This window comes from Cytophagaceae bacterium ABcell3, assembly GCA_030913385.1.
GTDB lineage: Bacteria > Bacteroidota > Bacteroidia > Cytophagales > Cytophagaceae > ABcell3.
In genome coordinates this window covers 1,966,655-1,989,092 of record CP133159.1, presented here as the reverse complement: position 1 = coordinate 1,989,092, position 22,438 = coordinate 1,966,655, and the positions used below count along the sequence as shown (strand labels likewise).

The window sequence follows — 22,438 nt, the reverse complement described above, 5'->3', positions numbered from 1 at the left end:
TTCGGTACAGGGCGGTTCCTTAAGTTTTGACCCTAACCTTTTGGTAGTAGTCTGACAGGAATATATAGCCTGCCTGTCTAAGTCTATCTATGGTGATAGTGGTATTAAGGATAAAGCTATTGGCTATATGCCAATAGCCTTTCCTCGTGTTTGCCCACTCTAAAGCTTTGAATTTATTAACACCAAGCTTAACAAGATTCCTCAGTTTGGTTTTCACCCGTTTCCACTGTTTCCAGATAACCATTCTGATTCTCCTCCTGTACCATTCATCTATCCTTAGTAACAGGCTTTGCATATCTGCCAGTTTAAAGTAGCCCACCCAGCCGACAATGTATTGGCGAAGCTTTTCCTTCCTACGTGCATTTCCCCAGCCGTTGCTGCGTGATGTCAGTTCTTTTAGTTTCACTTTCATCTTCAATACACTTTTTGGGTGTATACGCAACCGACCTACCCCCTTCGTTTTATAAAACGAATAGCCAAGGAATTTGACCTTGGATATAGGAACGGTTTGGCTTTTCTCCTTGTTCACTTTCAGGAACAGCTTATCTTCTATGAAGCAGATTAGCGACCTCTTTACACGTTCTGCACTTCGCTTGCTCCTGCACCAGATAACCATGTCATCTGCGTAACGTACAAACTTGTGCCCCCTTCGTTCCAGCTCACCGTCCAGCTCATTGAGCATAATATTACTCAACAAGGGGCTTAGAGGGCCTCCTTGAGGCACTCCCATTTCACTGGTCTCAAAGCTTCCCCCTACCTGCACTCCGGCGTTCAGGTATTTGTGTATCAGCGATACTACCCGTCCGTCCTTGATTGTGCGCGAAAGTACTTCTATCAGTTTGCTATGGTTCACCTTATCGAAGAACTTCTCCAAGTCCAAATCGACTGCGTAAACGTAGCCCTCTGTGATATAGCTTCTACACTTTTCTAGAGCCTGGTGGGCGTTGCGCTTTGGCCTAAACCCATAACTGTGGTCGCTGAATTGGGGTTCGTAGAGGGGGATAAGTGACTGGGCAATTGCTTGTTGAATTACTCTGTCCACTACCGTGGGTATGCCCAATTGTCGCTTTTGTCCGTTGTCCTTAGGTATTTCTACCCTGCGGACAGGATTGGGGCGGTACTTGCCCTGCAATATGGATGTTACCAGTTCGTCCTTGTTTGCGACAAGATAACCTTTGAGGGATTCGACTTCCATCTCATCAACACCTCCTGCTCCTTTGTTGCGCTTTACCTGTTTATAGGCTGCGTTCAGGTTGGATGGCGACAGAACAAACTCTAACAGTCCATACCCTAATCGATTAGTATCCGTGAGGTTGTTTTCAGTTATCCACATGAAAGTCTGCCCTCCCACATATCCTTCGGATGCCGTCCTATTCTTTTGTGGGCAGGTCTTTTCTTCAAAGATATTCTGCTTTCTTCCTTTCATGCGGTAACATTCATTCACTTCTCACTCCTTAAAGTTCAGCCCTTCCCAGATCTAGTCGTTATCTGGTACTATGGCTTCGGCTGACTTCTCATGGCAAGCTTTACTCCGTGCTTCTTACTCTGTTTCCGCACGTCCATGAGACCTCCCGTGGTAAGGCAACTCACTTTCTCTCCATGTCCCCGCCTCATTTACATTCCGATGTCCGTGTAATCTTTGGACTTCGACTTGTTTGGTAGTCTCATCCCACCGGTTATGCCTGATAAGGTTCGTGTTCCTCGGGGCAGAGTTTTGCCGCCAGCTTCCTTCAGATTCCACTTCACAGTGGACACCCTTGCTATTGGCTAGTGGTTGGCGATTACAAACCCCCACAGTGGACTTTCACCACCTAGTTAGTTACCATGCACGGCACACCAAAAAAAAGCGATAAAGCCAGAAAAACCTTATCGCTTTTACTATCATGTAGCAAAACCTACCTAAAGCCTAAATTCCTTTACGGTGTCCACGAAGCATTTCACCTTATCCTTGTCGGTATCAGGATATACACCATGCCCAAGGTTGGCAATATGCCTGTGATTTCCAAACGACTCAAGCATCTGTACTGTAAAGCGCTTAATTTCAGAAAAAGAAGAGTATAACAAACAAGGGTCTAAGTTTCCTTGCAAAGTTTTGTGTTCTCCTATAAGTTTCCGGGACTCTTTAATTCCCATATTCCAGTCAAGTCCGATGGTCTCGCAGTTAAGCCTTCCCATATCTTCTCTGGCAAAAAAAGCACCTTTTGCAAAAACGGTAACAGGCACATTACGGATAGCATTACATATATCAGAAATGTAGCTTAATGAAAACTCACGATAATGATATGGAGGTAAAATACCTGCCCAAGAATCAAAAATCTGAATCATATCGGCACCTGCTTCAACCTGCTTCTTAAGATAATCTATGGTTACTTCGGTAATTTTCTTAAGCAATTTATGAGACAACTCAGGCTCTTCATAAAGCATTCTCCGTGCTTTAGAAAAAGTTTTAGAGCCACTACCTTCTACCATATAAGCAAGTATCGTCCAAGGAGCACCGGCAAAACCCAACAAAGGCACCCTGCCGTCTAATTCCTTTTTGGTAAGCCTAATTGCTTCATAAACATATTCCAGTTCATCAGAAGCTTCAACACCCAAGAGCTTGTCTATATCAGCGGCATTTTTAACCACTTCAGGAAATACAGGCCCTTTTTTTTCATACATCTCATAAGTCAATCCCATTGCTTCTGGCACAACAAGTATGTCTGAAAAAATAATAGCAGCATCTACACCTAAAATATCTACCGGTTGTACTGTAACTTCGGCAGCTAAATGAGGGGTAGTAGCCAGTTCTTTGAACCCGCTAACACTTGCTCTAACAGCTCTGTATTCTGGCAGGATTCTTCCTGCCTGCCGCATAAGCCATACAGGGGGCCTTTCGGTTTTCATTCCTTTAGCGGCGCGTAATATAAGGTCATTTTTATATTGCATGTGGCAAAGATAAGTGATATTTAGAAGTCGATTAGCATTTTTTTACATGAATTATCTCATTTAAGAGTATATTGTTTTCCTAAATTCATAATTCCTGACAAAAAAACGGTTTTCTCCATTACCCAACAACAATTTTTATCATAAGTGGTAGAGATATATAGCATTTTATGTTCCCAACATATCCGAATCAATATTTTTTTCATGAGATTTGCCTAGATTGTTTTATGAGAGTTAATTGAAAATGATTCCAATATACAATCAAATTTATTCGCTATATTTTGCATAAGTCTTATTTTTCAGAACTCCTTTAAAACAAAAAAACAATTATAGGGTTTATAAGCCACAAACATCACTTAAGAGAAGTAAAGAAAAAACATTCAAACACAATTCGGGTGATACAATGGTGCTAGAAAAAAATGTTCGGATTTATTGTACTTAACGAAATAAAACAAACCAACTGGCATCATTATTGCGCACCTGAACTAGAAAATTTTTGACAACTATACTTAAAGGGTTAATGCATAAGAAATTATCCAAACAACCTAATACAAACACCTAATTATCAAATAAAAAGAATTTAAAAAATACTAAGTATTAATATTTCAATATTATATTTACTTTATAAGCACAAAACGCAATTAATTCTTTTGTTTTAACAGAAAAAAGCGTAGTTTTAACATTAGTTTATTAAAAACAAATCAGATAAAAACGATTATCTAATACTTTAACAAATGGCTGGAATATCTACTTCAACTGCAGGCAACCTGCACCAGGGTGACGAATCAGGTAAAAATTATACCATCCCGTTACTGGCTTTGACAGTTTTGTTTTTTATGTGGGGTTTTATCACCTGCATGAACGACATAATGATTCCTTTCTTCAAAATTGCTTTCAAGCTGGAAAACTTCGAAGCAGGTCTTGTGCAGTTTTTCTTTTTCTTTGCCTATTTCTCCATTTCGCTCGTCTACTTTATAATATCCTCCAGGTTCGGAGACCCGATATCAAAAATTGGTTATAAAAACGGTATTATAGCAGGTTTAATTACTGCAGGTATAGGAAGCTGCCTGTTTTTCCCAGCAGCCGAAATGAAAAGCTACCCTGCTTTCTTATTTGCTTTCTTTGTACTTGCCGCTGGTGTTGTATTGCTGCAAATGGCTGCCAACCCTTATGTGGCCTTACTAGGTAGCCCTAAGACTTCTTCAAGCAGGCTTAATATGACACAGGCCTTCAACTCCCTTGGTACGACAGTTGCACCGATCATTGGTAGTAAAGTTATTTTCGGAAACATGGACTTAGCAGCTGAAGTACACTCTTTAGATGTTGTAAAAATGCCTTATTTGGTATTAGCGGGGACTTTATTTGCCCTTGCTGTTTTCATCAGCGCTTTTAAACTTCCTAGATTTACAGGAGAAAAAATAGAAAAAGGTCTTGGTGTACTTAGATTCAGCCATCTAACTTTAGGTATTGTAGCACTATTCATGTATGTGGGTGCAGAAGTTGCTTTAGGTAGCTTTATGGCTAATTACTTTGGAGAAATTCGCGGGTTCAATGAAGAAGTTGCAAGTAAATTCATTGCCTTTTTCTGGGGCGGAGCCATGATTGGTCGTTTTATGGGCGCCCTATCACTATCAAACTCAATGGAAAAGTTGAAAAGGTACGGTCTAATAGCCCTAATAACTGTAGTGGCAACTACCATAGTGTATTTCTTTATGGTAGATGTAGTCGAAGAATTCGGACTTACTTTCATATCTCCAGGTCAAACTGCCCTCATCGTATTAGGGTTAATAGCTTTAAATATCATCGCATTCCAAATTGGCGCTACCATCCCATCAAGGACTTTAGGTATATTTGCCATCTTTAATGCAGGGCTACTTATATTGTCAACCTCTACCAGCGGTGCAGTGTCTATGTGGTCATTAATTGCAGTAGGGTTGTTTAACTCTATCATGTTCCCTACAATATTTACATTGGCCATCGAAGGTCTTGGAAAGTACACCTCGCAAGGCTCTTCCTTGTTAATGATTGGTATCGTTGGAGGTGCGATTGTAACTCCTATTGTGGGTAAGTTTGCAGATTTATACAACTATCAGTTCGCTTATATTATCCCTGTTATTTGTTACCTATACATAGTATATTATGGTTTTGCAGGATACAAAGTCAAGTTAAGGGCAGATCAGGTAGTTGACGCTCCAGACAATGCAGAAAAGCCCAAAAATACTGAAAAGCTATCAACAGCAGACGCTTAAAATTATAAGATTCAAAAAAAAGAGGTTTTTCTATAATAGAGAAGCCTCTTTTTTTTCAATTAACCAAAGGCCTTCCTAAAACTTACCCCCCTTACCTCACAACAGAGTTTAAACCACTCGAAAACGAAAGGGAAACATGTGAACGATAATTATATTCTTTAGAAAAAAACATTGTTAAAATTAAAGCATTCGCACTTTTTTAGAAAATCATTCAAGTTTTTTTAACAAACATGTGAGCAGGCCGGTTCTATAATTAAATGACTATATTTTATATAAATTAAATTGTTTAGAAATGGTAAAGGATATTGTAGAGAAGGTATTTCGAGCAACAATGGCTTTTTCACTTATGATGTTGGTTGGCTTTAATGGTTTTGCCCAAGAACCAGGAATGCAGCCAGACCAAGAACAACAAGAAGTAAGGACTGATTTTAGTGAAGAAGAGATTGAGCAGTTTGTAGAGGCTACAGAGAAAGTAATGCCAATTGAGATGGCTGCGCAGGAAAAAATGACTGAAATAGTAGAAGAAGAAGGACTTACCGTAGAGCGCTATAATGAAATTGCGACCATGCAACAGTTAGGCATGGAAGGCCAGATTTCTGAAGAGGAAGAAGAAGCTTTTGAAGCTGCTACTGCCCGTGTAACTGAAATTCAAGCTGAAGCAGAAGCTGAAATCAGAGAAACTTTAAACGATGAGGGGCTTTCACTTGAAGAATTCCAAGAAATTATTTCAGCATACCACCAAGATCCTGAGCTGAGACAAAGAGTGGATGAGAAAATGGACATGTAAACCTTACTAGATAATACAGGAATAAAAAAGAGTCCGGTAAACCGGACTTTTTTTTATTATATACTTATACACAAGCTAAATTCAAATCACCCATCTTTTTTCTTCCATGCTACCAAACGGTCATAGGCCTGGTTCATTCTTTCCAAAGGCACACATAGTGAAGCCCTCATATATCCATCACCATTACTTCCAAAAATAAACCCTGGAGTAAAAAACACATTAGCTTCATACAGGACCTTATCAATGTACTGTGCTATATCATCTATACCTTTTTCAGGACTTGGTTTACACCAAATAAACATACCTACCTGTGAAGTATCATATTCAAACCCTAGTAAGTCAAGGATCTTAAAAACAACTTCTCTCCTAGCTTTATATGATTCGTTTCTTTCTTTGTGCCACTGTTCACCCAACCCTAAGGCAGTAATCGCTGCTTTCTGAAGGCCTAAAAACATCCCAGAGTCAATATTACTTTTGACTGTTAAGATAGTGCTGAGGTAATCCTCTGCACCTAAAACCATACCCAATCGCCACCCAGCCATATTATGAGACTTGCTAAGCGAGTTAAACTCTACAGCCACATCTTTTGCACCTGGAACCGCCAAAATACTTACAGGCTTATCTTCATTCAACACTAGACTATATGGGTTGTCATAACACAATAAAATATTATTTTTCCTGGCAAAGTCCACCAGTTTCTGAAGAACATCCATCCTGCCTGGAGTACCTGTAGGCATGTGAGGGTAGTTAAGCCACATAATTTTTACTGAAGACAAATCACTGCTTTCCAAAGCATCTAGGTCCGGCTGCCAACCTGAGCTTTCAGTTAGGTCATAATACCTAACCTTTGCCCCTGTAAGGTTAGAAAGTGAAGAGTAAGTTGGGTAACCCGGATTAGGCACCAACACTTCATCGCCAGGGTTCAAAAAAGCCATCGACACATGTAAGATTCCTTCTTTAGAGCCCATCAGCGGCAATACCTCTTTATGGGGATCTAAGGCAACCCCGTAGGTATTTTTATAAAAAGAAGCTATCCCCTCTCGAAGTTCAGGAATCCCACGGTAGGGCTGATATCCATGGGTATTTTTCTTAGAAGCAGTATCATATAGGGTTTGGATAACAGATTCGTCAGGCGCCATATCAGGGCTTCCTATTCCAAAACTGATAATATCTTTTCCTTCTTTATTTAAGCGGGCAATTTCTTCTAACTTTTTTACAAAATAATATTCCCTAACATTATTTAGACGGGAAGCTTTTGGAATAATCATGAATTGTTTCTCCTTTTTTATACTCTCCAAGGATCTTTAGGTTCTTAACTTTATTTTTAACTTCTATACTTCGTCTGAAATCTTCGTAGTCGCTCCACTCACAATCTACGTAAAAAGTATATTCATTGGGTTTACCCAAAATAGGCAGTGACTGGATTTTGGTCAAGTTAATATTATTGTTCACAATAATACTTAGCATATTGGCCAATGCCCCTACTTCATTAGATAGCTGAAAACTGATAGTCGCCTTGCCCTCCCCATCAATTTTAAATTTCTTATCCCTACTTAAAATGTAAAACCTGGTAAAGTTTCTTTTCTCTGTCTCAATACCTTCAGCAAGGATTTCAAGGTTATAGAGGCTTGCGGCCATTCTACCTGCCACAGCCCCGATCTTTGTCCGATTGTTTTTCCTAATATCACGAGCACTATCTGCTGTGTCATGATACTCTTCCAGTTTAAGGTGCGGGTAACGAGAAAAAAACTCCTCACACTGGAGCAAAGCCATATAATGTGACCTGACTATTTTTAAATCTTCCAACTTAATGCCAGGAAGTGCCATCAGGTTCATTTCAATCCGAAGCTGTATTTCACCTATAATACCAAAATCATACTCCCTAATCAGGGCATAATTATGAAGTATGCTGCCTGCAATGGCATTTTCAATAGCCATCACTGCAAAATCAGCATCCCCTTTGGCCAATACTTCACTTAGTTCCTTAAATGAATTACAGGGCACACTTTCAATATGATTCCCAAAATATAATCTGGCTGCAATATCATGAAAAGAGGCTTGTCCTCCCTGAATGGCTATCTTCATTTTCCCGTTTCACAAGTGAAGTAAATTCTACAAAAAAAGCGAAAAACAGGCACACATACCAATTTTTTTTATGATTAATAAAAATGTTTATAAAATCCGGGACCAAAAAAATGCCGGAAGAAAATATTCCCGGCATCTCGATCACAGTGTGTAGGTGTCTTTAAAAGATTTTACGCACTTCATCTTTCACAAAACTCAATGCCCCCGCTACAGGGTCATGTTCTTTGCTCGTGTACACCTCTATAATTTTTTTTGCCAGCTCAATGCCTTTAGCATCTTTAGGAATATTGTTTGCTGCCGTATTGACCACGCCTACTATTTCATCCTTGGTGTTTCTCACTACTTGCCAAGCCCTATCAGACATATACACTTGCTGGGACAAATTATGGTTAAACTCTTCTCTTATTTCATGCAAAAGAACTTGATGAAGCTGACCAGCATTAAGAGAACCGTCATTGACCCTTAATAAAATATTATGAGGGGAAATCCGCTCAAGCAGAAGACATATCCGCTCGTAAGCCTGAAGCCTATTGGGCAAAATGGTATTGCTGTTGTTCATTTTGAGGTCCAAAAGTTTTTTTTCAAACTCTTTGGTCAAAAAAGCTTTTACAGTAAAGTAAATAGCCAAAAGTGCAACACCTGCAGGAAGCAAAATTTTAATTAGATCATTTAAAATTTCCATATTTATGTATATTTAGCGCAAAAATATAAAGTTTCAGAACAATTTCGTACTTTATAGTATTCTAAAAAATTATGACAAAGGATTTACCATTTTCGTTCACTGAAGCCGCTTTAAAAGAAATAAAAAACATAATAAACCATAAGAACGTGCCCCTTGATTACGGCCTCAGGGTAGGTATACGTGGTGGAGGTTGCTCAGGTATGTCATACTTGCTCGGCTTTGACCAACAAAGCGACCAAGATCTTGTTTACTTCCAAGGTGAAATAAAGATTTTCTTAGAGAAAAAACATGCCATGTACATCATAGGCAAAACCATTGATTTTGAAGATGGCATCAATGCAAGAGGTTTTATTTTTAAAGACTAATGCGTAGATGTCATGGTTTTAGGAACAGCAATTATATAGTCGGCCTTTTCGAATACCTCTTCCTCTAATTTCTCTGGATTTTCTGCCTCTACAGTAGTAATGGTAAGAATACTCATCTCTGGATTTTCTTGGTTCAAAAACCAGTATATACCTTCATAATAATCGGAGTGGTATGCACCATTGATATGGAAAAACACTTTTCCTTCTTCACGATGTTTCATAATACGGTGGGCCATAGTAGCATCTTTAACAGCTTGGGCATCGACCATATGTTTCATACCATGGGCATGAGCTGCCATGTCTTTCATTTGCTTATAGCTCTTAAGTTCCTCATCGTAGGTAAATGGGAGCGGCACCATATATCCTTTGGCCTGTTCTGAAAACTTTTCCAAGGAATCCTTGCCATGTTTAGCAGCAAAGCCTGCATACCTCCTTGGAATATTAGTAGCCACAAAAGGGACATTATTTTCCTGAGCAAATGACAACAGGGGACGGTAGTCGGTAGAGAAATTTGGCCACACCCGTGCTTCACGTTCTAAATGAGCCATTGGAATCAACCCTGCCATATATTCATCTATCACAACTTGGACATCTGCCTCAAAAAACTCTCCTCCTAAAATAACATCTGCTTTATTGGCCACCTCCTTCAAAGTTTCTAGTTGCAACCAGTGAGCAATGGGATTATCATGCAATTCTCCGAAAAGAACCACATCGTTTTTGCTCATATCTTTTACCAAGTTGTTATACTTTACCTGCTTACCCTTTTTATTATAAAGCACATAAGCAGGCTTTTGAGCGGCGACCAACATAGGTACACATATTAAGGCTATAAAGAACAATAAACGTCTGTTCATCTTTTCTTTGTTAATTTTACCCGAGAACTACTACAAACACCACCTATAGGCGGGTTCATCTTTTGCAGAGCAACCTCAACAGATTCAACAACAGTAAAATCTTGCAAAACCTTGCCTGCAATCTTTTCCACAACAGTCTCCAATAGTTTAGAAGGCTGTTTCATTATTTCATCGGCGATATTATACAATGCGCAATAGTCAACCGTGCTTTCCAATTCATCATTCAAGATATTATCAGGAGGCTTAAGGAAAACGGTAATATCTAAAAGAAAGCGATTACCTTTTACCCGCTCATCTTTAAAATAACCATGGTGAGCAATAAATTCTAGGCCATTGAGTGAAATTTCGAGCATAACTACAACTTATCAAAAAACGATCCTTGTTCATCAGAAGCGCTGCCTGGTTTGCTTTTATTCTCCTGAACAGGAGAAGTCTTTTGTTGAGGTTCAGCCTTAGGCTTATTCTCCTTGTCTAATTTTGACTCCTGCTCAACTTCATGAGCAGAATGATCCATATCAGAGCTTAATTGTAGCTTCCGCTCAATGTTCATGTTTTTTAATTCACGAAACTTATTGAGCACATCCTGCCGGCTACCCCGTCCTTGGTTTCTTGAAATCTTCTCCAGAAGGTCATTGGCTAAGCTTTTCATTTCACCCAAAAAATTATCTCTTTGATTTTCAAGAAAGCTATAATCCCGTTCGACCATGTTGATCTCATCCTGAAGCTGCTCAATAATATCCCGTGCTTTATCCTCAGCATCTTCCAAAAGGTTTCTGGCACGTGATTTTGCGTCATTTAGAATAGCTTCCGCTTTAAGATGAGCCTCTCTCAGGTGAAGTTCAGCACTCTTATTGGCTTGTTCTATCATGTTAGAACCAGTATCTTCGGCGGTTTTCAATGCTTTATACAAGCTATGCTCTACTTCTCTAAGCTTACCAACCTCCTTTTCAGATGACTCCAAGCGTCTTTTCAGCTCTTTGTTTTCATCAATCATCTTTTCCCATTCCTGGGATAGGGAAGTTAAAAAAGCATCTACTTCATCTTTTTCATACCCTCTAAAAGCTTTTTCAAACTCTTTCTGCCTAATTTCAATAGGAGTTATCTTCATTATATACTTTCTTTTAAATCCCAAACAGATATAGAACGGTCATCACTGCACGAAACCAATTGGTTGTTATAAGAAGACCAATATAGTTTATTTACTGAGGTACCGTGCCCGGCATGTCTGGCTTTGTCAATTACTTTAAGTAGGGCAAACCTTTCGGCATCCCATATTTTTATAGACTTATCCATACTACATGTAGCAAAAAGATTCCCATTGCTGTTATAGTCTATACTATTAATAGCATACATGTGAGCAACAATAGAACTATGCAGTTTGAAATTTTGTTCACACGACCATACTTTCAGATGGGCATCCCTGCTGCCACTAAGCAAAAATTTCCCATCTGGAGAAAACCGCAAAGTAAAGATGGAGTTTTCATGTGCTGTCACCTCATATACCTTCTTAAAATTATCCTGAAGGTCAAACACCCTAAAGCTATTATCACTAAAACCTGCTGCCAGAAACCTTCCCAAAGGGTCGACAGCAAAGGTTCTCAAACTTTTGTCAGAAACTTTAAACTTTGCTATGGTTGATAAGTCTTCAAGAGACAAAATAATCAAAAAACCATCTCCAGTACCTACAAAAAGCCAATCTTGGTAAGATTTTATATCAAAAATAGCAGCTTTAGTAATAGAGGCGGACTGCACCTCCGCTTTAGAATGAGGGTCTACCATATGAATGCCCTCAAAATTGTGACCGATATAAAGGTATTTCTTTTCTGGACTAAAGTGGAGGCTATATACCGAATTTTTAACTTTGGCTATCAAAGTACCTTTATCAGGTTCATTTAAATCCCAATTTACCACCATACCGTCTCCCGCCCCTGAGAAAAAACGGCTTTCACAATCTTTTTCCAAGGTGTATACACAGTCGCGATGCCCAGAATATGTTGCTGATTTTTTTACGGTAATTGCACCCATTGTTTTCCTTTGCTTGCCTAAATTTAAAGAAATTATTAAATCTTGGAAAATAGCAGTGAATTAATTGCAATACTTTTACAAGGCAAGAAACTACTTAAAGGTAAAACGTTGGCAATAAGAATAACGTACATATTCCCAAAGGCACTTTAAATAAATACTATTTTTAGTATCTTTATAAAAATATAATCCAGATTATGAGAAGTATATTACTTATACTAGCGCCTGTACTTATCATTTTAAGTGCCTTCAAGTCAGATCAGCCGGATTATAAACCAGGAGACAAGGTTCATAATTTCACACTGCTGAACAGTATTGACAATACACATGTAAGCCTTTTTGATTTTAGTGACAAAAAAGGCATAGTTATTATATTCACCAGCCATAGTTGCCCTTACAATAAAATTTACGAAGAGAGAATTTTAAAACTTGCTAATGAGTTTAACGACAAAGACATTCAGTTTTTACTTATAAACCCTAATGATCCCTCAGTAAGTAATGAAGACGCCCCTAACTTAATGGCTCAGTGGGCACAAGAAAAAGAGTACCCTATCCCCTATCTAATTGATAGCGATCAAAAAGTTTGCAACCAATTTGGGGCAACAAAAACGCCAGAGGTTTTTGTCATGAAAAACATCAACGACAACCTTATCTTGTTTTACAAAGGTGCCATAGACAACAACCCACAAGTAGCCACACAAGCAAGCCAGCACTTTTTAAGAGATGCATTAAACTGTCTGGTAAACAACAAAGTGGTAAAAATTTCTGATAAAAAAGCAGTTGGGTGTATCGTAAAAAAACTCTAAGGCACCTATTGGCGCATCATCAATTTCAGCGAGTTTTTCTACCATAGCACCATCCAAGAATTCTATACACTTGCAAAGTAAAAAGTAAACAGACTTAGTCGATATTCTCGTTTTCATCGGCTATGGTTGCCAATAACAACTGTACTTCCTCTATTTTTGAAGTGTCTCCAACTTTTTCAAAAGAGACCTTCAGGTTTCGCAATACCCTTTTGACAATATCTACATTTGAGCAAGGCTCGTAAAAAATATCCATGGGTGTCAAGTTCAAATGAGAAATATAGTTATCTATATCACCTTTTGAAAATATTAACCCTTTGTTAAATACATTAATGTAAAATTGTGTGTCTGCGGTTTTATAAGTCAGTATAAATAGATTTGGCAAGTTTACTCCATAAACAGGAAGTTTCAGCTTTTGCGCCACCAACATATATATCACACAAAGAGAAATGGGATTCCCTTTTTTGCTTTCCAACACCACATTAATCATGGAGTTAGACGGCGAGTGAAAGTTCTTGGTATTGGCACTAAATTTAAGTTTATTAAATAAAACTCCATTTATAATCCTAACTTGCTCAAAAGGTTGGATATCGTTTTTCATCTCCAACCATGCCTCATAATAAATCTGCTCCAAGTCTTTCCGTATTTTTTCAAGCTCTAGGTCGGGATACTGATAAGTAGCAACCAACCACATGCCTTCTAACAAATCTTTTGCACCTTGTTCTTTCCAGACATGTAGCCTTTCTCGCAGAAGGTCAAAATGAACGGTATGGATAAGTTCCTCAATCCTCCTTTGTACTACAGGATTGAAGTTTTTTTCCCATTCACTTTCAAGAAAAGGAATAATCCCTTCACCTAAAGAAATTATCTCCCTCTCTACCTGAGAGACTACTTCTGTGTCCTCGTCATCAAGCAATGAAATTAGCGCTTTTATTTTATTATTGTCCATTCACAAAATTAAACAATTAAAAATTAAGTCTGAATCACACCTACATTAAAAGGTTTTTCCGGAGGTGCATTGTTGGCAGCCTCTATCCCCACTGATATAACCCTTCTTGTTTCTAATGGATCAATAATACCATCTATCCACAACCTTGATGCTGCATAGTAAGGAGATAACTGTTCATTGTACTTGGTTGTTACCTCTTCTTGCAATTTTTTCTCATCTTCAGGGGTAACTTTTTCCCCTTTTGCTTTTAATGAAGCAATTTTAATCTGCAAAAGTGTTTTAGCCGCTGCGGCGCCACTCATAACAGCCAATTGGGCAGATGGCCAAGCAAAAATAAGCCGTGGATCGTACGCTTTTCCGCACATGGCATAATTACCAGCACCGTAAGAATTTCCAATAATAAAAGTAAATTTTGGAACCACAGAGTTGGCCATGGCATTGACCATTTTTGCGCCGTCTTTAATAATCCCACCATGTTCAGACCGACTACCTACCATAAAGCCCGTTACATCCTGCAGAAAAACAAGGGGAATTTTCTTTTGGTTACAGTTCATTATAAAGCGGGCAGCCTTATCTGCAGAGTCAGAATAAATAACCCCGCCCATTTGCATTTCGTCCTTTTTGCTTTTTACAATTTTACGCTGGTTGGCCACGATCCCAACCGCCCAGCCATCTATACGGGCATAACAGCAAATTAAGGTTTGCCCATACAGGGCTTTATATTCGTCGATTTCAGAATTATCTACCAGTCTTAAAATAATTTCCTTCATATCATAAGGCTTTACCCTATCTGAAGGTAAAATTCCATAAATATCTTTTGGCTCTAATGCTGGCGGCTGAGGAGCTATCCGATCATAACCAGCTTTTATGGCCGCGCCTACCCGAGACATAAGGCGCCTGATATATTCCAGGCAGCTTTCATCGTCTGGAAATTTATTGTCGGTAACGCCCGATATCTCACAATGTGTTGATGCCCCGCCTAAGGTTTCATTGTCTACGTCCTCTCCAATGGCAGCTTTTACCAAATATGGCCCTGCCAAATAAATACTTCCTGTTCCTTCCACAATCATAGCCTCGTCAGACATAATGGGCAAATAAGCGCCACCAGCCACACAGCTCCCCATAATTGCAGCGATCTGAACTATTCCCATAGCAGACATTTGGGCATTGTTGCGGAACATGCGCCCGAAATGCTCTTTGTCAGGGAAAACTTCCTCTTGCAATGGCAGAAAAACACCAGCACTGTCTACCAAGTAAATGATCGGCAATCTGTTTTCAATAGAAATTTCTTGGGCACGTAGATTTTTCTTAGCAGTAATAGGAAACCATGCACCTGCTTTCACAGTGGCATCATTGGCTACAATAACGCACTGCCTCCCACTTACATAACCTATACCTGCCACAACCCCTCCTGAAGGGCAGCCGCCGTATTCTTCATACATCCCTTCTCCTGCAAAGGCACAGATTTCCATAAACCAACTGTCTTTGTCAATGAGCTTTTCAACTCGCTCACGAGCGGTCAGCTTGCCTTTATCGTGTTGGCTCTGGATTTTCTTTTCCCCGCCTCCCAACTTTACTTTTTCAAGTTTGGTTTTCAATCGCCAAACTTCTTGCTTATTATGATCTTCGTTTTTATCAAATTCGATGCTCATACCTCTGAACTTTGCTTCTAAATTAAGAAATAGATCAATAATCTTAGAAGAATATACTGAAATATTATACCTTAAGTTCTGACCAAAAATAAAAAAGCCCAAAACGATTCGTCAGGGGCTTTTTTAAAAAACAAAGGGTGAAAAAATAAAAACTTCAATTGATAGAAAAAGAACTTATATTTAACTGTTCACATACAACAATCTCCTATTTACATCCAATAAAATCATTACTTCATTGGTATTTCCATCAACAATAATTGACTGTCACTTGTGGCGTTAACTTTTACCTCACTAAGGTTATCTAAGCCGATAGCGTCCCTCCTTTGAAGTGTTTCACCAGTTACTTCCACCGATCCTTCAATGACAAATAAATAAACTCCATTGCCAGGCTTATTTAATTTGTAATCCAGCGCCGTTCCTTTTTGAGGGTTTCCTAAAGAAAACCAAGCATCTTGGTTGATCGTAACTGTTTGCTCCGATGGCCCTGGCGCAACTACCAGTTGCCACTGATTGATCCTACCTGCAATGTCAAAGGTCCTTTGGTCATACCGAGGTTGTATGTTCTTTTCTTTGGGGAATACCCATATTTGAAAAAACTTTACAGGTTCTGATTTCGAATGGTTAAATTCACTGTGCTTAACACCCGTGCCAGCAGACATAATTTGGACATCTCCAGTCCGAATTACTGTAGCATTGCCCATATTATCTTTATGTTCCAACTCTCCAGACAAAGGAATGCTAATAATCTCCATATTTTCATGAGGGTGCATTCCAAAGCCTTTTCCTGGTGCCACTGAGTCATCATTAAGTACCCGTAAGGCACCAAAGTTTACCTTTTCTGGGTCATAATATCCTGCAAAAGAAAATGAGTGATAAGATTTTAACCAACCATGGTCTGCATATCCTCTTTCTCCGGATCTGTGAATAACTTTATCCATATTCGTTTGGTCTGAAATAGTTGTAAACATAAATAGAACAAATAAGGGGCAAATGTTTATTAAATTGGCTAACATAAACATCCAAACAATTAATGTACATACATAGTTTTAAGCAAAAAAATATTTTACCCTCTTAATTTATCCAACAAGTTATTTACAAGCTTTGCTTCCTCTTCAGTAAGGCCGCCCATAATTTGGTACCAATCATCTTCGCTTTCGTCCAGTTTTGCCAAGACCTCCCTTCCAGCGTCAGTAATCAATATATCCACCTGCCTCCTATCTTTAGAACATTCTTTACGTTCCACATAACCTTTTTGCCTAAGCTTTTCTACAATTCTTGAAGCATTGGAGGATTTATCAAGCATCCTTTCGGTAAGTAACATAATAGTACTTGGTTTAGGATACCTTCCACGCAAAATTCGTAAGATGTTAAATTGTTCCGGCGAAATATTATAAGGCTTCAGCCTTTGAAGGGTAAAATTGCGAAGCCAACTGGCTGTATAAATAATATTTATTCCAAGCTTTTGATACTGGCTTTGAAATTTAGATTGATTGATTTCTTTCTCAAGTTCCATATATAATCAAATAACCGTCACACAGGTATTATGGCTATACTATAACCATAAACATAAAAAAACCTAAATAGATAAGATTTGCAAAACCTAATAGATTTCAAGAACTAAACTTAAAATGCTTTTAAGAGACAAGCAAGGAAAAACAATTAAATCTAATAAATCTATTGGCCTGTCTGAACTTTATTGCCTTTACCTACTTCTTTGATATCGGCGTCAACATCTTTGTTTTCCTTCGCAGCCTTTTCTTGCTCTTTCTTTCTCTTTCTGTCGCCACTGCCGATAGAAATTAAAGAAAAATTAACATACCTTTTAGGATTCTCCTGAAAATCTATAAGCAGATTATCCAGGTCATACAATGAACTGCTAAGGTTATTGTATAAAGTAGAGTCATGCACCAGTTTACCCAAATTACCTTCACCACGATCAATTTTAGCTGTAATTTGCTCAAGGTTACTCAAAGATTGGTTAGCATTATCCACCACTCTTTTAATATCTGCATCATCCAGGGAATCAGCAATGGCATTAAGTTTAGATATTACAGGCTTGATAGATCTTTCGGTTTCTTTTAATGAGTTTGTAAGATTAGCCAGATTGGTCGAAATGCTATTGATCTTATATTTATTGTTGGATAGGATCTCTTCTAAGTCCTTGGAAGCATTTTGGATACTGCCCATTGTACCTTGAATAGAGTTCTCCATATCCCGCCCAAACATTTGATTGACTTTTATGATCGTGGAGTCGATATTGCTCAAAAGAGGCATAGCCTTTTCGCTAAGTTGCTGAGTAATATTATGATCTTTTTGAGCAATCAGTGTGTCACCATTTTTCAATACCCTAGTTCCATTATTAATAAACAGCTCAATGCTTTTGCCACCCAAGATGTCAGAACTGGTAAGCCTAGCATAGGTAGAATCGGTAAGCGGTATATTCTTATCAACATCTAATGTTACTAGCAAATCGTTACTTGCTGGCTGAAACTTTATGTTGTTTACCCTTCCTACATTAAACCCATTGATAAGAACCGGGTTAGAAGCCGTCAGTCCATCTATGTTATCATAAACCACATGAAACTTGTTGGTCGGCGAAAGGAAATCCATTCCTTTCAAAAAGTTAAACCCGATATATAAAATCACACCAGCAGTCAGAGCCAGTAAACCTACTTTAAATTCTTTAGACATTAGTTCATTGATTCAAGTTCTTCCTTATATTCTTTAAAGGCCCTATATATACCCGAGGCGACATATACCTGATTCGTTTTATCGTTAAGGTATTTTTCATCTTCAGCATTAGAAAGAAAGCCTATTTCTATTAATGCACCTGGCATAGTAGTTTTCCATAACACCAGTAGTCCCGCCTGTTTCACCCCTCTGCTAGGCCTCCCTACTCTTTCCTTAAACTGGTTCTCTACTTTATCGGCAAACTTCAAACTATTGCCAATATGGGCCTGCTGGTAATTAGCCAGCAAAATATGCGACATTGGACTAGTCGGGTCAAAGCCGTCATAATTTTTTTTGTAGTCCCGTTCTTGCAATATAACAGAATTCTCTCTTTTGGCCACCTCAAGGTTGCCTTCAGACGAGTGAAGCCCCATTGTATAAGTTTCGGTACCTTTTACATGTTTTGGCCCTGAGTTACAATGGATAGAAATAAACAGATCTGCATTGTTTTTATTAGCAACACCTGCTCTATCATGAAGCTCAACGAACTTATTGGTCTCTCTTGTATACACAACCTTCACATCTGGAATATTTTCCCGAATAATCCGCCCCAATTCCAATGCTACTTTTAATGACACATCGGACTCTCGAGAGAAGCTGCCGATACACCCTGGGTCTTTTCCACCATGACCGGGGTCAATGACAACAGTTTTTACTTTATACTGTTTTATTTCCACTGGAGTGAACGCAGACAACAATAAAACAATAGACGCAAAAGTTATGAAGATAATTTTTTTCACTTTTTTGTTTTTTACAAGTTATTCGCAATAACTTTACCACAAAATTGTAAATTTTTTTCTAAACTGAAAAAACTATTACATATTTTACTCCTAGTGCCGATTTTAGGCCTAACCCTTACTTGTTCCTATGCACAGGTTCCAGACGGGGATACTATTCCTAACACCGAAATACCCAATATTGTTTCACCTGAGCCTGGACTTGAAGAACCTACCGAACCTACTGACACGCTGCCAGTTAGAGATACTCTAACGGTTCCTCCACAACAAGAAGGTGATATAGAAACTACAATTTTATACCATGCCAGGGACTCTATCATGCTAGATGTTGTCACCATGACTGTTTTTCTATACGGAGAAGCAAGCATTCAGTATGGAAATATAACGATGGAGGCCGAATATATTGAGATAGATTACGAAAACAATACAGTGTATGCCACTGGAATAATAGATACAGCAGGAAAATATATCGGAATACCTGTTTTTCGAGACCAAGACGACATGTATAATGCCGACTCCATCAGGTACAACTTTCAGACCCAAAAAGGTATAATACATGGAATGGTAACGGAACAGGGAGAAGGGTACCTGCATGGCGAACGGATAAAAAGAAGTGCCCAGGGCAATCTCTATATAAACCATGGCAAGTACACGACCTGTAATTTAGCACACCCGCACTTTTATATTGACGCCCATAGGCTTAAGGTTATTCCAGAAGATAAAATTATATCTGGTCCATTTAATGTGGTCATAGGAGATATTCCAACCCCTATAGGTTTCTTTCTCGGCTACTTCCCTGTGCCCAAAACAAGACGATCCGGTATTATTTTTCCGGCTTTCGGTGAAGATGCCAGCTTTGGTTTCAACTTAAGGGAAGGTGGTTTTTATTGGGCCATCGCAGACTATGTTGGGGTTACATTTACTGGTGATATTTTTTCAAACGGTAGCTGGAGGGGACATGTTGGTGCTGATTATGTAAAAAGGTACTCGTTTGCAGGTAATTTCCACTTTAATTATAGCCGCTTGCACGAAGGGTTTGATGATGACCCTGATATTGCAAGAGATTATAACTTTACTTGGTCACATAAATCCCAGAGTCAAGGGACAAGCCAGTTTTCTGCAAGTGTCAACTTTGGTTCCAGTAACTACTTCAGAAGAAACGTGATGGATCCTATGGCTGCCCAAATGGGAACATTAAATTCGACCATAACCTATTTTAAAACCTTTGCCAATACCCCTTTTACACTAGGTGTCTCTCTAAGGCAAGACCAGAATACAGTAAACAATGTAGCAACCTTCGTCCTGCCTTCCGTAAATTTAGGCATGAGCCGTGTCTACCCTTTTAAAGGAGCTGTAGCGCGTGGCCGCTGGTATGAACAAATATTTACTGATTACCAGATGAACACTCAGTTTCAGACCAACAACAGGGTGGGCGCTGCCGCGGACACAGGTTTTGTGTTAACATTTGACAACATACCTGACCTGCTCGACAGAGGCCAATATGGTATGACCCATGCAGCCAACGTGGGTACCACCATTAAGCCTAGAAGGACATTCCTCCAATTTTTCAACATCAACCCTTCATTTAACTTTACAGACTACTGGTATCCTGAAAGGCTGGAATTTGGAGAATTTGATGAAGACCTTAACCAATTTCAAAGAGACACGGTGAGTGGTTTCTTTAGAAGTAGCGAATATAGTATGAACGCCAACCTAACGACTAAAATTAATGGTTTCTATGAATTTAGGAGTAGGACTTTTCAGGCCATGCGACATGTTATAATTCCTACACTTACCTACCAATATATGCCAGATTTTGGGGTACAGGGAACAAGCCACCAATTGGTAGAGAGAAATGGGAATGGACATACAGAATATGTTAACCGATACACAGGCTTTGTAATGGGTGCCCCTTCACGAGGGCTGAGAAATGCACTTTCTTTTAATATTACCAATACATTAGAAGCTAAAGTTAGGACACAAGATACAACAAATCCCATTCAAAAGATTCCTATACTAGACAACCTGAGCATTACCGGAGATTATAACTTTGCGGCTGATTCCTTAAACCTATCTATGATCAACATCAATGGACGTACTAGGTTGTTGAACAGGATAGATATCAACTTTTTGGCACAGTTAGACCCTTATATTTACGTAGGGAACACCAGGGTGAACAGGTTAGCAATTAGAGAAGGTAGAGGTATTGGGCAGATAGTAACATCAAACATTTCCATAGGGACTAGTTTGAACCCTAGGGCCAGACAACGACCCCAGCCGCCACCTAATGCCACTCCTGAGCAAATGGCCCATATCACTGGAAATTCAGCCATGTATGTAGACTTTAATATACCATGGAACTTAAATGTGGCTTACAACTATAGTTTCAGTCAGTTTCATGAATATCAAAGAACGCCTACGGCAAATTCCATAACATTTAATGGAGATCTTAACCTAACCGAAAATTGGAAAGTCAGAGTAATGACGGGATATGACTTACTAAATGGTCAAATTACAATGACCAATGTAACTGTAGATAGAGACTTGCACTGCTGGCAAATGTCATTTACCGTGATTCCATTTGGCTTTAGGCGGTCCTACCACTTTACATTGGTAGCAAAAGCTTCTATCCTACAAGACCTCAAACTTAACAAGAGAAGCCCAGGAGCATTTGGAGCAATGCACTAAAACATTAATAGTTTTACCTTACATATCTGTCATGAAGTAGCGTAGAAACTGATTAAACAAGGAAGCAGCAGAGAAACCCGAACAGCAGCCTGAAGATATTTTTATTATCAGATAGTTTTAGAAAGGAAGGGGAAAAAACTAAAAACGGAAGTTAACAAACCTCCGTTTTCAGTAAAGCTAAATTATGCGATAGATTTTGTCACAAGGAACAAAATGACAATAAATCGGCTTTTTCCTATGGTTAAGACACCAATATGAGCGAAGCGACTGATTTAAAGTTATTTTCCTACCTAATAGAAAGTCCTATTGCATATTTCAGTTTAAAGTATCAATCTGCACGCACCATGCGAATTTCCATATCATGACCTTCTGGATTTCTGTGTTCAAGCAACATAAAATCAGCACCAGAATCAACTATAGAAAACACCAGAGTAACATCCATTGACCCAAATTGGGGGTTTTCAACTGTTGCTACCACTGTAATAGCTGAACTCCCCTCATCAAAAGACCAGGTACCATCTGCGTCTACTGTATTGCCCATATAATAATAGTTTTCAACCTCTACAGTCATATCATCTTTAAAATGAATTCGACCAGGCTCGTCTTCAGGCACATTCTGATCTTCTCCATCAATTTTCACTTCCTCATATACCCACCGACCATAGATTTGCTCTTTGCTGGATATAGAGCTTTCTCCATTTTCGCCATTGTCATCACCGTTCTCACCATTACCTTCACCGTTCTCTCCCCCATTTCCATTTTCTTCCTCTGTTGCCGGCTTGTCCTCAGGTTCCTCTTCATCTTTTTTACATGAAAAAATCATCAGTGAAGCGGCTAAACAAAAAACAATCAATCTTAATTTACTCATAATAAAACATTTACAATTAAACAGGAAATATAATTAAAGATA

Annotated in this window: 22 protein-coding genes; 5 read left to right on the top strand and 17 right to left on the bottom strand. The window is 38.8% G+C overall.

The genetic code is table 11. The annotated features are described in order from the left end of the window. Positions 1-19 precede the first annotated feature (19 nt). The 3 genes from ltrA to hemE all read right to left on the bottom strand — a co-directional run bounded on the left by ltrA (position 20) and on the right by hemE (position 2,928). On the bottom strand, positions 20-1,426 hold the full coding sequence (ltrA, locus tag RCC89_08125; protein WMJ73126.1) for a group II intron reverse transcriptase/maturase: 1,407 nt from the start codon (positions 1,424-1,426) through the stop codon (positions 20-22). Positions 1,427-1,540: 114 nt separating this feature from the next. Beyond that, the gene (locus RCC89_08120; GenBank protein ID WMJ73125.1) at positions 1,541-1,741 is read right to left on the bottom strand and encodes a hypothetical protein; all 201 of its coding nucleotides are present in this window, start codon (positions 1,739-1,741) and stop codon (positions 1,541-1,543) included. 158 nt (positions 1,742-1,899) lie between these two features. Then, complete coding sequence (gene hemE, locus RCC89_08115) at positions 1,900-2,928, bottom strand: uroporphyrinogen decarboxylase (protein WMJ73124.1); 1,029 nt, start codon at positions 2,926-2,928, stop codon at positions 1,900-1,902. Between the two features lie 731 nt (positions 2,929-3,659). Here hemE and RCC89_08110 point away from each other — a divergent pair. Together RCC89_08110 and RCC89_08105 are read left to right on the top strand one after the other, a co-directional pair. Then, a complete protein-coding gene (locus RCC89_08110) occupies positions 3,660-5,174 on the top strand; it encodes a sugar MFS transporter (protein ID WMJ73123.1) in 1,515 nt (504 codons plus the stop codon). 292 nt (positions 5,175-5,466) lie between these two features. Further along, positions 5,467-5,961 carry a DUF4168 domain-containing protein gene (locus RCC89_08105; GenBank protein WMJ73122.1) on the top strand — a complete coding sequence of 165 codons (495 nt, stop codon included), beginning with the start codon at positions 5,467-5,469 and terminating at the stop codon, positions 5,959-5,961. An 86-nt stretch (positions 5,962-6,047) separates the two neighbouring features. On the opposite strand, the gene RCC89_08100 is transcribed toward RCC89_08105, so the two are convergent. The 3 genes from RCC89_08100 to RCC89_08090 all read right to left on the bottom strand — a co-directional run bounded on the left by RCC89_08100 (position 6,048) and on the right by RCC89_08090 (position 8,728). Further along, positions 6,048-7,229, bottom strand: coding sequence for an aminotransferase class I/II-fold pyridoxal phosphate-dependent enzyme (locus tag RCC89_08100; protein ID WMJ73121.1), 1,182 nt, complete (start codon positions 7,227-7,229; stop codon positions 6,048-6,050). Next, on the bottom strand, positions 7,198-8,046 hold the full coding sequence (locus RCC89_08095; GenBank protein WMJ73120.1) for a prephenate dehydratase: 849 nt from the start codon (positions 8,044-8,046) through the stop codon (positions 7,198-7,200). Before RCC89_08095 ends, RCC89_08100 begins: the two co-directional genes overlap by 32 nt. Before the next feature lie 160 nt (positions 8,047-8,206). Continuing rightward, positions 8,207-8,728 (bottom strand): hypothetical protein, encoded by a 522-nt coding sequence (locus RCC89_08090; GenBank protein ID WMJ73119.1) that lies wholly within the window; start codon positions 8,726-8,728, stop codon positions 8,207-8,209. Positions 8,729-8,799: 71 nt separating this feature from the next. On the opposite strand from RCC89_08090, the gene RCC89_08085 reads away from it, so the two are divergent. Continuing rightward, a complete protein-coding gene (locus tag RCC89_08085) occupies positions 8,800-9,093 on the top strand; it encodes an iron-sulfur cluster assembly accessory protein (protein WMJ73118.1) in 294 nt (97 codons plus the stop codon). On the opposite strand, the gene RCC89_08080 is transcribed toward RCC89_08085, so the two are convergent. The 4 genes from RCC89_08080 to RCC89_08065 are packed head-to-tail and all read right to left on the bottom strand — an operon-like array spanning position 9,090 to position 11,972. Continuing rightward, the gene (locus RCC89_08080; GenBank protein WMJ73117.1) at positions 9,090-9,947 is read right to left on the bottom strand and encodes a ChaN family lipoprotein; all 858 of its coding nucleotides are present in this window, start codon (positions 9,945-9,947) and stop codon (positions 9,090-9,092) included. The two genes, RCC89_08085 and RCC89_08080, sit on opposite strands and share 4 nt — an antisense overlap. Beyond that, positions 9,944-10,300 carry a dihydroneopterin aldolase gene (gene folB, locus RCC89_08075; GenBank protein ID WMJ73116.1) on the bottom strand — a complete coding sequence of 119 codons (357 nt, stop codon included), beginning with the start codon at positions 10,298-10,300 and terminating at the stop codon, positions 9,944-9,946. Before folB ends, RCC89_08080 begins: the two co-directional genes overlap by 4 nt. Positions 10,301-10,302: 2 nt before the next feature. Beyond that, positions 10,303-11,055 carry a DivIVA domain-containing protein gene (locus tag RCC89_08070; protein ID WMJ73115.1) on the bottom strand — a complete coding sequence of 251 codons (753 nt, stop codon included), beginning with the start codon at positions 11,053-11,055 and terminating at the stop codon, positions 10,303-10,305. Beyond that, entirely contained in the window at positions 11,055-11,972 is a 918-nt protein-coding gene (locus RCC89_08065) for a WD40 repeat domain-containing protein (protein WMJ73114.1), read from the bottom strand. Before RCC89_08065 ends, RCC89_08070 begins: the two co-directional genes overlap by 1 nt. Positions 11,973-12,166: 194 nt before the next feature. On the opposite strand from RCC89_08065, the gene RCC89_08060 reads away from it, so the two are divergent. After that, positions 12,167-12,775 carry a thioredoxin family protein gene (locus tag RCC89_08060; GenBank protein ID WMJ73113.1) on the top strand — a complete coding sequence of 203 codons (609 nt, stop codon included), beginning with the start codon at positions 12,167-12,169 and terminating at the stop codon, positions 12,773-12,775. Positions 12,776-12,869: 94 nt separating this feature from the next. Here the strand turns inward: RCC89_08060 and RCC89_08055 are convergent, their stop codons facing one another. From RCC89_08055 to RCC89_08030, 6 genes are all read right to left on the bottom strand, one after another. After that, positions 12,870-13,721, bottom strand: coding sequence for a transglutaminase-like domain-containing protein (locus RCC89_08055; protein WMJ73112.1), 852 nt, complete (start codon positions 13,719-13,721; stop codon positions 12,870-12,872). Between the two features lie 23 nt (positions 13,722-13,744). Continuing rightward, the gene (locus RCC89_08050) at positions 13,745-15,373 is read right to left on the bottom strand and encodes an acyl-CoA carboxylase subunit beta (GenBank protein WMJ73111.1); all 1,629 of its coding nucleotides are present in this window, start codon (positions 15,371-15,373) and stop codon (positions 13,745-13,747) included. Positions 15,374-15,600: 227 nt separating this feature from the next. Next, positions 15,601-16,311 (bottom strand): pirin family protein, encoded by a 711-nt coding sequence (locus tag RCC89_08045; protein WMJ73110.1) that lies wholly within the window; start codon positions 16,309-16,311, stop codon positions 15,601-15,603. 125 nt (positions 16,312-16,436) lie between these two features. Then, the gene (locus RCC89_08040; protein WMJ73109.1) at positions 16,437-16,886 is read right to left on the bottom strand and encodes a MarR family transcriptional regulator; all 450 of its coding nucleotides are present in this window, start codon (positions 16,884-16,886) and stop codon (positions 16,437-16,439) included. A gap of 161 nt (positions 16,887-17,047) precedes the next feature. Further along, entirely contained in the window at positions 17,048-18,064 is a 1,017-nt protein-coding gene (locus RCC89_08035; protein WMJ73108.1) for an MlaD family protein, read from the bottom strand. Then, positions 18,064-18,843, bottom strand: a complete 780-nt coding sequence (locus RCC89_08030; GenBank protein WMJ73107.1) for an N-acetylmuramoyl-L-alanine amidase — start codon at positions 18,841-18,843, stop codon at positions 18,064-18,066. The genes RCC89_08035 and RCC89_08030 overlap by 1 nt, the downstream gene beginning before the upstream one ends. 93 nt (positions 18,844-18,936) lie before the next feature. Between RCC89_08030 and RCC89_08025 the strand changes: the two genes are divergently transcribed. After that, positions 18,937-21,528: a putative LPS assembly protein LptD gene (locus RCC89_08025; GenBank protein WMJ73106.1), complete on the top strand. Its 2,592-nt coding sequence runs from the start codon at positions 18,937-18,939 to the stop codon at positions 21,526-21,528. A 328-nt stretch (positions 21,529-21,856) separates the two neighbouring features. Here RCC89_08025 and RCC89_08020 read toward each other — a convergent pair whose 3' ends face one another. Beyond that, positions 21,857-22,396 (bottom strand): lipocalin family protein, encoded by a 540-nt coding sequence (locus RCC89_08020; protein WMJ73105.1) that lies wholly within the window; start codon positions 22,394-22,396, stop codon positions 21,857-21,859. Between the last annotated feature and the right edge of the window lie 42 nt (positions 22,397-22,438).

Coding starts and splice junctions, on each gene's coding strand:
- ltrA (WMJ73126.1), bottom strand. CDS start 1,426: ATGAAAGGAAGAAAGCAGAATATCTTTGAAGAAAAGACCTGCCCACAA.
- RCC89_08100 (WMJ73121.1), bottom strand. CDS start 7,229: ATGATTATTCCAAAAGCTTCCCGTCTAAATAATGTTAGGGAATATTAT.
- RCC89_08080 (WMJ73117.1), bottom strand. CDS start 9,947: ATGAACAGACGTTTATTGTTCTTTATAGCCTTAATATGTGTACCTATG.
- RCC89_08090 (WMJ73119.1), bottom strand. CDS start 8,728: ATGGAAATTTTAAATGATCTAATTAAAATTTTGCTTCCTGCAGGTGTT.
- RCC89_08035 (WMJ73108.1), bottom strand. CDS start 18,064: ATGTCTAAAGAATTTAAAGTAGGTTTACTGGCTCTGACTGCTGGTGTG.
- RCC89_08105 (WMJ73122.1), top strand. CDS start 5,467: ATGGTAAAGGATATTGTAGAGAAGGTATTTCGAGCAACAATGGCTTTT.
- RCC89_08070 (WMJ73115.1), bottom strand. CDS start 11,055: ATGAAGATAACTCCTATTGAAATTAGGCAGAAAGAGTTTGAAAAAGCT.
- folB (WMJ73116.1), bottom strand. CDS start 10,300: ATGCTCGAAATTTCACTCAATGGCCTAGAATTTATTGCTCACCATGGT.
- RCC89_08060 (WMJ73113.1), top strand. CDS start 12,167: ATGAGAAGTATATTACTTATACTAGCGCCTGTACTTATCATTTTAAGT.
- RCC89_08065 (WMJ73114.1), bottom strand. CDS start 11,972: ATGGGTGCAATTACCGTAAAAAAATCAGCAACATATTCTGGGCATCGC.
- hemE (WMJ73124.1), bottom strand. CDS start 2,928: ATGCAATATAAAAATGACCTTATATTACGCGCCGCTAAAGGAATGAAA.
- RCC89_08020 (WMJ73105.1), bottom strand. CDS start 22,396: ATGAGTAAATTAAGATTGATTGTTTTTTGTTTAGCCGCTTCACTGATG.
- RCC89_08055 (WMJ73112.1), bottom strand. CDS start 13,721: ATGGACAATAATAAAATAAAAGCGCTAATTTCATTGCTTGATGACGAG.
- RCC89_08045 (WMJ73110.1), bottom strand. CDS start 16,311: ATGGATAAAGTTATTCACAGATCCGGAGAAAGAGGATATGCAGACCAT.
- RCC89_08050 (WMJ73111.1), bottom strand. CDS start 15,373: ATGAGCATCGAATTTGATAAAAACGAAGATCATAATAAGCAAGAAGTT.
- RCC89_08095 (WMJ73120.1), bottom strand. CDS start 8,046: ATGAAGATAGCCATTCAGGGAGGACAAGCCTCTTTTCATGATATTGCA.
- RCC89_08110 (WMJ73123.1), top strand. CDS start 3,660: ATGGCTGGAATATCTACTTCAACTGCAGGCAACCTGCACCAGGGTGAC.
- RCC89_08040 (WMJ73109.1), bottom strand. CDS start 16,886: ATGGAACTTGAGAAAGAAATCAATCAATCTAAATTTCAAAGCCAGTAT.
- RCC89_08085 (WMJ73118.1), top strand. CDS start 8,800: ATGACAAAGGATTTACCATTTTCGTTCACTGAAGCCGCTTTAAAAGAA.